This is a genomic window from Fusobacterium sp. (genome assembly GCF_030528405.1).
Lineage (GTDB): Bacteria > Fusobacteriota > Fusobacteriia > Fusobacteriales > Fusobacteriaceae > Fusobacterium.
The window spans coordinates 25151-37334 of sequence record NZ_JAUMYY010000015.1; the positions used below are offsets into that span (position 1 = coordinate 25151).

Here is a 12184-nt window from a genome sequence, read left to right on the forward strand (position 1 = left end):
GGGTAAATGGTAGATTTAATTTTATATAATATAGGCGAATTAGTTACTTCGCGTGAACTTGATGATTCAAAAAGAATGGATAATATAGAAGTTTTAGAAAATGCTTATATAGTTGTGAAAAAGGATAAAATAGCTGCTATAGGAACTGGTGAAGTGCCTAGAGAATATTTCAGTCCAAATGTTGAAATGGTAGATTTAAGTGGAAAATTAGTAACACCAGGTCTTATAGACTCGCATACTCATTTAGTACATGGTGGTTCAAGAGAACATGAGTTTGCAATGAAGATAGAAGGAGTTCCATATCTTGAAATATTGGAAAAAGGTGGAGGTATTTTAAGCAGTTTAAAGGCAACTAGAAATGCAAGTCATAAAGAGCTTATAGATAAAACTTTAAGAAGTTTGAGATATATGTTGGAGTTAGGAGTTACAACAGTAGAAGCTAAAAGTGGCTATGGTCTGGATTTTGAAAATGAAATAAAGCAGATGGAAGTTACTAAAATTTTGGAACATATGCAACCAATATCTTTAATTTCTACATTTATGGGAGCTCATGCAGTTCCACCTGAATATAAAGAAAATAGAGAAGAATTTATACAAAAAATTATAGATATGTTACCAGAAGTTAAAAGAAGAAATCTTGCAGAATTTTGTGATATTTTCTGTGAAGATAAGGTATTTTCTGTTGAAGAAAGTAGAAGAATATTGACGGCAGCTAAAGAAAATGGTTTTAAATTAAAAATTCATGCCGATGAAATAGTTTCATTGGGTGGTGTTGAGCTTGCAGCAGAATTAGGAACAGTTTCAGCAGAGCATCTTATGAAAATAACTGACAGTGGAATAAAGGCACTAGCAAACAGCAATGTTATAGCTGATTTACTTCCAGCTACTTCATTTAATCTTATGGAGCACTATGCACCAGCAAGAAAAATGATAGAGGCGGGAATACAAATTGCTTTATCTACAGATTATAATCCAGGTTCTTGTCCTTGCGAAAATTTACAATTTGTTATGCAAATAGGAGCTGCTCATTTAAAAATGACTCCAAAAGAAGTTTTTAAGGCAGTAACAATAAATGCAGCTAAAGCAATAGATAGACAGCATGAAATAGGTTCATTAGAAGTTGGAAAAAAAGCTGATATATCAGTTTTTGATGCTCCAAATATGTCATATTTCTTATATCATTTTGCTGTTAATCATACAGAGAGAGTTTATAAAAATGGTAAATTGGTTTTTGAAAGATTCAAAGCTCTTAAATAATAAAATTAAACAATTCAAAAAATTTTAATTATAAAAGCTTAAGATAAAATTATTAAGAAAAATATTGGGAGGTTTATAGATGAAATTAGTTGAAATGGATGTTATAAAATTTTTAAATGAGGTGGATTCAAGCTCACCTGCACCAGGTGGAGGTTCTGTGTCTGCTCTTGCGTCTTCATTAGGTGCAAGCTTAGGAAGAATGGTAGCACATTTAAGCTTTGGAAAGAAAAAATATGAAGCTAATTCAGATGAAGTAAAGGCTGCTTTTGTTAAGAATTTTGATGAATTATTAAAGATAAAAGAAGAGCTAAATATTTTAATAGATAAGGATTCAGAAGCTTATAATACAGTTATGGCAGCTTTTAAATTACCTAAGGAAACAGAAGAAGAAAAAGCTATAAGAAGTGCAGAAATTCAAAAGTGTACAAAATTTGCAATTCAAACTCCTTACGATATAGTTGTTTTATCAGGAAAGGCTATTTCACTACTAGGAACTATAATGGAATATGGAAACCAAAATGCTATAACTGATATAGGAGTAGGAACTTTACTTTTAATGACAGGTCTTGAAGGTGGAATTTTAAATGTGAAAGTAAACCTGTCTTCTATAGAAGATAAAGAATATGTTGAAAAAATTTCAAAAGAAATAGCAGCAATAAAAGCAGATGCAGCAAAAGAAGTAGAAAGAATAATGTCTATTGTGAATGCAGCATTATAAAAACTTTTTATAGAGAATTTTACAAGAAAGAGCTTCTGTAAATTAGTTATTTTTACTAATTTCATTGGCTCTTTTTATTTGAAAAATATTTTTTTTGAAAGTATATAAAATTTTTAGAATTATACACTAAATAATGCTATAATATTAAAAAATATTAAGGAGCAAAAAATGGAAAAAAAAGCTAGGTTTGATATTATTTATAAGCAAATTGTTGATACTATAGTTGAAAAAGGAATTTGGTCTGAGGGAAGTGTTAGAACAAAGTATGCTGACGGCAGCCCAGCTCATTATAAAAGTTATATAGCTTATCAATTCAGACTTGATAATTCCGATGATGAAGCACATTTGATAACTTCAAGATTTGCTCCAAATAAAGCACCTATAAGAGAATTATATTGGATATGGATAATGCAATCAAATAATGTTGATGAATTAAATAAAATCGGATGTAAATTTTGGGATGAATGGAAGAAAGAAGACGGAACGATAGGAAAGGCATATGGCTATCAGATTGGCAAAGAAACCTTTGGTCAAAAATCTCAGCTTCATTATATTATAAATGAATTAAAAACTAATCCTAACAGTAGGAGAATAATGACTGAGATATGGATACCAGAGGAACTTAAAGATATGGCTTTAACGCCCTGCGTGCATTTAACTCAGTGGTCAGTGATAAATGGAAAACTCTATTTAGAGGTTAGACAGAGAAGTTGTGATGTGGCTTTAGGCTTGGTAGCAAATGTATTTCAATATTCCGTGTTACATAAACTGGTGGCTAAAGAATGTGGCTTAGAACCTGCTGAAATTATTTGGAACATTCACAATGTTCATATATATGATAGGCATTATGACCGTTTAATAAGACAAGTAAATTCACAAACTTTTGCAGCAGCAAAAATAAAAATAAATAATTTTACAAATATTTTTTCATTTAAACCTGATGATATTGAAATAATTGATTACAAATATGGAGAAAAGCTTGACTATGAGGTGGCAATTTAATGGAAAAAATTAAACTAAACAACAATTTAAAACTTATAGTCTGTGTTGGACCTAATAATATAATTGGTGATAAGTATCCTAAAGGTAATGGAATGTTATGGCATATAAAAGAGGAATTACTTTACTTTAAGAGTTTAACCCTTGGAAACACGCTTCTTTTTGGAGCTAGCACAGCAAAAGTAGTGCCAGTTGAACTTATGAAAAAAGATAGAGAAGTAATTATATTACATAGAAGTATGGATGTTCCTAAATTGTTGGAAGAATTAACAGAGCAAAACAAAACTATCTTTGTTTGCGGAGGTAGTTCAATTTATAGATATTTTTTAGAAAATTTTTATATTGACGAAATTTATTTGTCTAAAATAAAAGAGAATGTAAAAGTCAAGGAAGCAACAGAAGCACTATATTTGCCAAATATAGAAGATTATGGCTATGAAATTGTTTCTGCTAAAGACTACGACGAGTTTACAGCCTATGTGTATAAACTAAAAAATAAATAGGAGTTTTTATGAAAATAGTTATTATTGGAGCTGGGAAAGTGGGGGAATTACTCTGCCACGATCTGGCAAATGAGGGAAATGATATTACTCTTATAGAAACAAATGCTAAAATATTGGATAAAATAATTTCAAATAATGATATAATGGGATTTGTTGGAAATGGAACTAACTATGATGTTCAGATGGAAGCTGGTGTATCCAAGGCAGATATTTTTATAGCTGTTACAGAAAAAGATGAAATAAATATTATATCCTCTGTTATTGCTAAAAAATTGGGAGCCAAATTCACTATAGCCAGAGTAAGAAACACGGAGTATTCATCGCAGATTAAATTTATGAGTGAATCTTTAGGAATAGATCTTGTAATAAACCCTGAATTGGAGACAGCAGATTATATTAAACAAAATATTAGCTTTCCTGAGGCATTAAACGTAGAAAGTTTTGTAAATGGGAAATTAAAAATGGTAGAATTTTTTCTGGATGAAAATTCTTCTTTAAATGAGGTATCCATATTGGAGTTTAGACAAAAACTTTTTCCTAAATTACTAGTCTGTATAATAAAAAGAGAAGATGAAATTATAATTCCTTCAGGTAATACAGTCTTAAAATCTGGCGATAGAGTATATATAACTGGGGTGGAAAAAGATATAATAAATTTTCAAAATCTTCTTGGAAGGTATCCTAAAAAAATTTCTTCAGCTTTTATAATTGGAGCTGGAATAATAACACATTATTTGGCAAAAGAATTATTAAAAGAAAAAATAAAGGTGAAGATTTTAGAACAAGATGAAGAAAAAGCCATTAAGCTCAGTGAAGAATTACCTGATGCTACTGTTGTTCATGGGGATGGAAGCAATGAAGATATATTAAAAGAAGAAAACTTTAAAAAATACGACACTTGCATCTCTATAACAGGTATGGATGAAACTAATATTTTTATATCTATTTATGCTAAAAAAATGGGTATAAAGAAAATAATCACAAAGCTTAATAAGTTATCTTTTATTGATATTTTAGGTGAAGATAGTTTACAAACTATAGTAACTCCTAAAAAACTTATAGCAGATAATATAATAAGAGTTGTTAGATCTCTGGCAAGTAAAAAGGGAAGTAAGATTGAAAATCTCTATAGACTTGAAAATAATAAGGTGGAAGCTATAGAGCTTTTAATTAGTTCTCATAGCAAGGTCAATGATATTCCTTTGAAAAATTTAAAAATTAAAAAAAATCTTTTAATTGCATATATAATTAGAAATAATATACCTATTTTCCCTTCTGGTAACGATGTTATAAAAGAAGGAGATAGAGTTATTATCATAACAACTGAAAACTTTTTTGATGATATAAATGATATTTTAGAAGAATAATTTGAAAGAAGGTGCAAAGAAAAATGCAAAAAATAAAAACATCTTCTCTTATTGCAGAAATATTTAATGCCATAACTCATGGCTTAGGAGCTATTTTAAGCATTGTAACTATAATATTTCTTGTCAGAAAGGGAATTAAATTAAAGTCAGCTGAAGCCATAATTGCCTATAGCATATATGGAGGAAGTATGTTTTTACTTTTTATGAGTTCAACTCTCTATCACAGTTTTGTTTTTTCTAAATATGCTGACTTTTTTCAAAAAATAGATCACAGCACCATTTATCTTTTAATTGCTGGAACCTACACCCCTTATTTGCTATTGACAATTGGAGGTCTGTTAGGAAATATATCATTGGCTATAATATGGTCTTTAGCTTTTATAGGAATATTTTTTGAGATAATTACTTTAGGGAAATATCCTAAATTGAGCATTTTATTTTATTTATTACTGGGCTGGTTTGTCATAATAATTATTTATCCTCTAGTGAAAGCCTTGCCAATTTATGGATTAGTTTTGTTAATTTTAGGAGGTTTAAGTTATTCAATAGGAACAGTTTTTTATTGTTTTAAAAAAATTGAATGGCTGCATGTGGTTTGGCATATTTTTGTAGTAGGTGGAGCAGCTTTTATGTTTTATAGTATTTTTTATTATGTATAGCATTATTATATTATAAAGTGAGCCGTTGCAACTTATTTTTTAAGTGCAGCGGCTCCTTATTTTTTTAAAAGAAATCTTCACAAGTATTATTTGAAACTATAGAAGGATCAAACTTTTCAACAGATATAATTTTAATTTCCTCATCTATATTTTTTTTGGCAAAAAACTTATCATAGATAAAAAGAAGTAGAAAAGAAAAAGCTAGACCTAAAAAACTTCCTATGATACTTTTTCCTTCTGAAAATCCTAATTTTGCAGCGAGCACATAGGAAAGTATCATAAAACAAGGTGGCATTACATAGGCAATAGTAGCAGCTTTTATAACATCTTTTTCTGAAATTTCAAGAGTTACCAAATCTCCCACTTGAACTTCTCTATCTATTTTAAACTCAAAGTCTTTCCCATATTTACTGGACTCACTGCATTGACTACAATGAGAGCAAGAAGAACTTTTATATAATTTTATACTGACTCGATCTCCCTTAATTTTAGTTACAATTCCTTTATTTTCCATTTTAAACTCCTTCTGTGATGAATAAGAAATATCAAAACATAATAAATTTATTATAGCAAATTCTAAATAAAAAGTACACTTTGCAAGAGAACTTTTGCTATGGTAAATTATAGAGTTTTATATTATAATAAAAAAAAGCTATTTTGATGGAGGTATAGCAATGAAGAGATTTCAAAATGCATCACTTGAATACAATGCTCAAAAAAGGGAATTAATTTTTAGAGATGCACAAACTAATGGTATATTTTTTGCAATCGAATTTTTTGAAAATAAACAGATGAAAAGGGTTTTTTCATTATATCCTCTAAGTGTTGAATTAAAAGATAAAATGTTGGAATTAAAATTTTCAGTTGAGAATGAAAATAGTAAGCAAAATGTTTTGACTATGTTTATAGAAACAACTCAACTCAGTGAAGATAAAAGAACTATTATAGATGTCTCTGTAGAAGACTTGGATGATATAATATTTTCATAAAATTAAATTTTTAATAACATTCCTTCGCTTTAATAGTTATAGATATTTATAAAAAAATAATTTGCATATAGTACAATAATTTTTGTTAAAAAACAACTTAGATAATTTTTAATATGTTGACAAGTTATATTTTTCCCCATACAATATAAACATAAGGAAAAAAGGTTGTATGATGGAGGTAATATTTTGAACAAGAAAATTTTAGGTAATATCCTTCTTTTAATCACCTCAATAATTTGGGGTTCGGCATTTGTAGCTCAGATAACAGGTATGGCAGCTTTAGGTCCTTTTACATTTAATGCTGCCAGATCTTTTTTAGCTGTAATTTCTTTGTCCATATTAGTTTTCTTTTTAAAAGATAGTATGAATACAAAGTTAATAGACTTATTAAAAGGAGGATTGGCGTGTGGGCTTTTTCTCTTTATGGGTTCGTCGTTACAGCAGATTGGGCTTCTTTACACCACAGCAGGAAAAGCAAGTTTTATAACATCTCTTTATATTTTAATGGTTCCAATTTTAGCTTTTATAGCGATGAAAAAACGAATTAATTTCTTAACATGTGTTGCTATAATATTAGGTGCTATAGGCTTGTATCTACTTGCAATACCAAGTGGAAATTCGTTTTCGGTCAATAGGGGAGATTTTATAGTTTTTATTGGTTCGTTTTTTTGGGGAGCTCATATATTGGTTATAGACTATTTTACCAAAAAAGTTAATCCTGTAAAATTATCACTTGTGCAATTTACGGTTATGACTCTCGTTTCAGCTTTAGTGGCTTTTACCTTTGAGAGGGAGAGCATAAGTTTTTTTAATCTAATGATTTCATGGAAACCAATAGTTTATGCTGGAATTTTTTCGTCTTGTATAGCCTATACTTTACAAATGGTTGGGCAAAAATATACAGAGCCCGTTTTAGCATCATTAATTTTAAGTTTGGAATCAGTTTTTGGAGCTTTATCAGGTTATCTATTTTTAAGTGAAACCTTAAGTTCTAAGGAATTTATAGGTTGTATAGTCGTTTTTGTGGCAATTATAATAGCTCAAGCTCCAGAGGATTTTTTAAAAAAGAATAAATAAATTTTATATTATAATAAAAATAAGAACTTATTAAAATCTATTTTCATAATTATAAATAAGAGATATATCAAAATAAAGCGATTGGAAAATAAAAAAATCCAGTCGCCTTTTTAAATATAATCAAAAAAAAGAGTGTTTATAGAAGAATTTATAAAATTTTTTAAATGACACTTAGTATTGTAATTTACAAAAAAGTATTTTCCAGTAGTTTTTTATTGAAAACTCTTAATATATATGATATCATGAAAAGAGTATGCAAAAGTTATTATATTGCAAAGTTATTGTTAAGAGGTGTGATTTTGAAAAGGATAAGAATAGTATTTATTTATTTCTTAGTCTTATTTTTAATATGTTTATCTTATTTTGTTGAGAGTCCATTAAAAGAACTAAGAATATATGAGAAAGCAATTCAATATTTTGGGATTACTTTATTACCAGCACTTCTTTTTTTTGTATTTTATGGCTTTATATTTTTTTGTAAGGATAGAATAAAAAGATTTGTCTATGAAGTAAAGCTATATTTTTTTCTAGTTTTTGTAATACTTGTTCTATACACTTATATTATTTATAAGTCAGGGCTTGATTTAACCGATTTACAAAATATTATTTTAGATGATGGTTACTATAGAAATTTAATAGAAATTTGTATATATAGATTTAGAATAGGCTATGTTCCTACTTATATTTTATGGTTAATACTTAATTTAAAATTTTCATTTCAGAATATTTTTTATGGAATGTTGCTGGCTCAATTAGTTTTATTTTTTCTAATAGTTTATGCACCTATAAAGAATTATATCAGAGATAACTATAGAGCATATAAAGAGAGAAAAAGGCTTGAAAGAGAAGAGAGATTATTATATGAGCAGATAAAAATAAAAGAATCTTTGGAAAAAAATGAAACAATTAGAAAGATAAAGTTTAGAGAAAATAAAGAAAAGCTTTTAGAAGAAAAAGTTGAATTTTTTAGAAAGAGTACGGAATTAAAGAAAATGGTCAATTTAAATGAAGATATGGGTGATGAATCGTGATACTTGCATCTAATTCGCCTAGAAGACAAGAAATATTAAGAGATGCAGGCTTTCAAATAAAAGTCTTACCTGCTAATATAGATGAGAAGAGTTCCAAGACGAATTTAATTGAAAAGGTTAAAGAAATAGCCTATAAAAAGGCTTTTCATATAGCCCAATTAAATCCTGATGAATATGTGTTGGCAGCTGATACAATAGTTGAAATAAATGGACTTATTTTAGCTAAACCTGTAGATGAAAAACAAGCAAGGGAGTATTTAAATCTTTTATCTGGAAAGAAGCATAGAGTTATAACCGCTTATTCTTTTATAAATATCCAAAGAAAAATATTTTTAACAGATGTGGATATAAGTGAGGTAAAGTTTTATGATTTGGATTGTGAGCTCATAGAATACTATTTAAAAAGTGGAGAAGCTTTTGATAAGGCAGGAGCTTATGGAATACAAGGGAAAGGAAGAATGCTTGTTGAAAGAATAGAAGGGGATTTCTTCTCCATAATGGGCTTTCCTATAGCTAAGTTTATAAGAAGTTTAAAAAATTTAAATATAGATTTTAAAGATATTTCAAAAATATAAAAGAGGTGTAGAAATGAAAAAATTTGTCAATAGGTTTTTAGGTATATTTTCCGATGATTTAGGTATTGATTTGGGAACATCAAATACGCTTATTTGCGTGAAAAATAAGGGAATTATTCTAAATGAACCTTCTGTAGTTACAATAACTGCTAAAACCAAAGAAATTTTTGAAGTTGGAGATAGAGCAAAACTTATGATAGGAAGAACTCCCGTAGCTTATGAAACTATAAGACCACTTAGAAATGGAGTAATAGCTGACTACGAGGTCACAGAGAAGATGCTTAGATCTTTTTATAAAAGAGTAAACTCAAATAGATTATTACATAGCCCTAGAGTTATTATCTGTGTCCCAGCAGGTATAACACAGGTTGAAAAAAGAGCTGTTATGGAAGTTACAAGAGAGGCAGGAGCAAGAGAAGCATATTTAATAGAGGAGCCTATGGCAGCAGCTATAGGAGTGGGCATTAATATATTCGAGCCAGAAGGAAATATGATAGTAGATATAGGTGGAGGAACATCTGAACTTGCTGTTATATCTTTGGGTGGAGTAGTTAGAAAATCCTCATTTAGAGTTGCAGGAGATAAATTTGATGCTGCAATAATAGACTATGTTAGAAATAAACATAATCTTCTGATAGGAGAGAAGACAGCTGAGGAAGTGAAAATACAAATAGGTTCAGTTTTACAGCTGGAGGAAGATTTAAGCGTTGAAGTAAGTGGAAAAAATATATTAAATGGTCTACCTAAGGATATTACCTTGACATCATCTGAATTGGTAGAACCTTTAGGTGCCTTAATTCAAGAGATAATAGAAGAGATAAGAATAATTTTTGAGAAAACGCCTCCAGAATTGGCAGCCGATATCAGAAGAAGAGGTCTTTATATAACGGGTGGAGGAGCTTTATTAAGAGGCATAGATAAGAAGATTTCAAATTCTTTAAATTTAAAAGTTACAATCTCTGAAGAGCCTCTTAATGCAGTGGTAAATGGTATAAATATATTGTTACAAAATTTCTCAACTTACAGTAAAGTACTAGTTTCAACTGAAACAGACTACTAATTTATTTCTTAATTTTTTAGGAGAATACACATAGATGAGTATAAAAAATCAAGTAGAAGCTATAATATTTTTAGGTGGAGATGAAAATAAAATAAAAGATTTGGCTAAACATTTTGCAATCTCAGTGGAAGATATGCTTAAAATTTTAGAGGAGCTCAAAGATGACAGAAAGGATACAGGAATAAATATAGAAATAGAGGGAGAAGTTGTATATTTAACTACCAACCCTCTATTTGGAGATAGTATAAATAGATATTTTGAGCAGGAAAAAAAGCCTAAAAAATTGTCCTCTGCTGCTATAGAAACCCTATCTATAATAGCATACAGACAGCCAATTACAAAATCAGAGATAGAGAGTATAAGAGGAGTTTCGGTTGATAGAATTATTTATACTTTAGAGGAAAAAAAATTTGTCAGAAATTGTGGTAAGCAAGAAACGGGAAGAAAGGCTAATTTATATGAAGTAACGGATAGATTTTTAGCCTATTTGGGTATAAAAAATATAAGAGATTTACCAGACTATAGTTTATTAAAAGAAAAATTAAACAGAGAAGTTGTGGAAACAGAGGTTTTAGATGAGAATAAATAAATATTTAGCCACACTGGGCATAGCCTCAAGAAGAAATATAGATAAATTAATTCTTGAAGGGAAGATTTCAGTAAATGGTAAAATTGCAGTACAGGGAATGGAAATTAGTGATGTTGATGAAATTATAATTGATGGGAAAAAAATAGAAAAAAATCTAAAACAAAATTTAAATGAAAAAGTGTATTTTATGCTAAATAAGCCCTTAGAAGTTTTATCCAGTTCCAGTGATGACAGAGGTAGAAAGACCGTTGTTGACTTAATAAAAACAGATAAAAGAATTTTTCCTATTGGAAGACTGGACTATATGACAAGGGGTTTAATTATTTTAACAAATGATGGGAATCTTTTTAATAGGCTTGTCCATCCTAAATCGGAAGTTTATAAAAAATATTATTTAAAGGTTTTTGGTGAACTGAAGAAATCAGAAATAGAACAATTAAAAAAAGGTGTGAATCTGGAAGACGGCAAAACCTTGCCAGCTAAGATAAACTCCGTAAAAATTGAAAACAATAAAACTTCCATGTTTATTTCAATAAAAGAAGGAAGAAATAGGCAAATAAGAAGAATGATAGAAAAATTTGGCTATAGAGTTCTTGAGCTTAGAAGAGAAAAAATCGGAGAATTAAGCCTAGGTGATTTACCAGAAGGTAAATATAGAGAATTGACAAAAGAAGAAATAGAATATTTATATTCATTGTAAAAATGTTGTTGCAAATTATTAAATTAAAGTTGCGGCAACTTTTTTTATTTAGCCAAATTTTTTAATAAAAATTTCTAAAGCAGGAAATTTCCTATACTTCAAATTTAAAAAATAAATACTTAAATATATTAAAATAAAATGTATAAATTTGTTGCATTTTTTTTTTTTTTGATACAATAAAATTAAGATAGGATTATGTGAATTTAAATAAAAAATGAAAAGGAGTGTTTATTATGAAAAGAAGTTTAAAATTTTTAACACTTACATTATTAATTTTATTAGCACAATTATCTTTAGCAGCAAGTTATGTACAAGGATCAGGAAGTGAAGGACATTCACAGGAAGTTGTAGCAGTTGGAATCAGTTATACTGATGAAGACGGAGTGTTACATAAAAATGAAGCAGGAGATCCAACAGATACGACAATTAAGTATTATGCTTCAGCAGTAGGAGTAGGGAACAAAGCCAGTGGATGGCAAAGTACCGCTTTTGGTGCTATAAATACAGCTAGTGGATGGAAAAGCTCTGCTTTTGGGAATAATAATACAGCGACTGGAGAACGAAGTTCTGCTTTTGGATATGCAAATGCAGCGAGAGGACTATTAAGTTCTGCTTTTGGATTTCTTAATGGAGCCAGTGGAAAATTAAGTTCTGCTTTTG

Annotated in this window: 14 protein-coding genes and 1 pseudogene; 14 read left to right on the forward strand and 1 reads right to left on the reverse strand. The window is 29.0% G+C overall.

The window, feature by feature from the left end; all coding sequences use genetic code 11:
- Positions 1–6: 6 nt before the first annotated feature.
- From hutI to Q4A58_RS03840, 6 genes are all read left to right on the forward strand, one after another.
- A complete protein-coding gene (gene hutI / locus Q4A58_RS03815) occupies positions 7–1257 on the forward strand; it encodes an imidazolonepropionase (protein WP_303116689.1) in 1251 nt (416 codons plus the stop codon).
- Between the two features lie 79 nt (positions 1258–1336).
- Positions 1337–1975: a cyclodeaminase/cyclohydrolase family protein gene (locus Q4A58_RS03820; RefSeq protein WP_303116690.1), complete on the forward strand. Its 639-nt coding sequence runs from the start codon at positions 1337–1339 to the stop codon at positions 1973–1975.
- Between the two features lie 168 nt (positions 1976–2143).
- Positions 2144–2977: a thymidylate synthase gene (gene thyA, locus Q4A58_RS03825; RefSeq protein WP_303116692.1), complete on the forward strand. Its 834-nt coding sequence runs from the start codon at positions 2144–2146 to the stop codon at positions 2975–2977.
- Positions 2977–3477, forward strand: coding sequence for a dihydrofolate reductase (locus tag Q4A58_RS03830; protein WP_303116694.1), 501 nt, complete (start codon positions 2977–2979; stop codon positions 3475–3477). The genes thyA and Q4A58_RS03830 overlap by 1 nt, the downstream gene beginning before the upstream one ends.
- 8 nt (positions 3478–3485) lie before the next feature.
- Entirely contained in the window at positions 3486–4844 is a 1359-nt protein-coding gene (trkA, locus tag Q4A58_RS03835) for a Trk system potassium transporter TrkA (protein WP_303116696.1), read from the forward strand.
- 23 nt (positions 4845–4867) lie between these two features.
- Complete coding sequence (locus tag Q4A58_RS03840) at positions 4868–5503, forward strand: hemolysin III family protein (RefSeq protein ID WP_303116698.1); 636 nt, start codon at positions 4868–4870, stop codon at positions 5501–5503.
- A gap of 64 nt (positions 5504–5567) precedes the next feature.
- Here Q4A58_RS03840 and Q4A58_RS03845 read toward each other — a convergent pair whose 3' ends face one another.
- Positions 5568–6017, reverse strand: coding sequence for a SoxR reducing system RseC family protein (locus Q4A58_RS03845; protein WP_303116700.1), 450 nt, complete (start codon positions 6015–6017; stop codon positions 5568–5570).
- A 160-nt stretch (positions 6018–6177) separates the two neighbouring features.
- Here Q4A58_RS03845 and Q4A58_RS03850 point away from each other — a divergent pair, with 160 nt between their 5' ends.
- The 8 genes and pseudogenes from Q4A58_RS03850 to Q4A58_RS03885 form a co-directional block, all read left to right on the forward strand.
- Positions 6178–6492 (forward strand): hypothetical protein, encoded by a 315-nt coding sequence (locus Q4A58_RS03850; RefSeq protein WP_303116702.1) that lies wholly within the window; start codon positions 6178–6180, stop codon positions 6490–6492.
- A gap of 186 nt (positions 6493–6678) precedes the next feature.
- Positions 6679–7569 carry a DMT family transporter gene (locus tag Q4A58_RS03855; RefSeq protein WP_303116703.1) on the forward strand — a complete coding sequence of 297 codons (891 nt, stop codon included), beginning with the start codon at positions 6679–6681 and terminating at the stop codon, positions 7567–7569.
- Positions 7570–7868: 299 nt separating this feature from the next.
- Positions 7869–8600, forward strand: a complete 732-nt coding sequence (locus Q4A58_RS03860; RefSeq protein WP_303116704.1) for a hypothetical protein — start codon at positions 7869–7871, stop codon at positions 8598–8600.
- Positions 8597–9175 (forward strand): nucleoside triphosphate pyrophosphatase, encoded by a 579-nt coding sequence (locus Q4A58_RS03865; RefSeq protein WP_303116705.1) that lies wholly within the window; start codon positions 8597–8599, stop codon positions 9173–9175. The genes Q4A58_RS03860 and Q4A58_RS03865 overlap by 4 nt, the downstream gene beginning before the upstream one ends.
- A 13-nt stretch (positions 9176–9188) precedes the next feature.
- The gene (locus Q4A58_RS03870; RefSeq protein WP_303116706.1) at positions 9189–10235 is read left to right on the forward strand and encodes a rod shape-determining protein; all 1047 of its coding nucleotides are present in this window, start codon (positions 9189–9191) and stop codon (positions 10233–10235) included.
- A gap of 34 nt (positions 10236–10269) precedes the next feature.
- The gene (gene scpB / locus Q4A58_RS03875; RefSeq protein ID WP_303116708.1) at positions 10270–10824 is read left to right on the forward strand and encodes an SMC-Scp complex subunit ScpB; all 555 of its coding nucleotides are present in this window, start codon (positions 10270–10272) and stop codon (positions 10822–10824) included.
- Positions 10811–11524 carry a pseudouridine synthase gene (locus Q4A58_RS03880; protein ID WP_303116710.1) on the forward strand — a complete coding sequence of 238 codons (714 nt, stop codon included), beginning with the start codon at positions 10811–10813 and terminating at the stop codon, positions 11522–11524. Before scpB ends, Q4A58_RS03880 begins: the two co-directional genes overlap by 14 nt.
- A 233-nt stretch (positions 11525–11757) precedes the next feature.
- A pseudogene (locus Q4A58_RS03885) lies at positions 11758–12184 on the forward strand (cell surface protein); the annotation flags it as partial.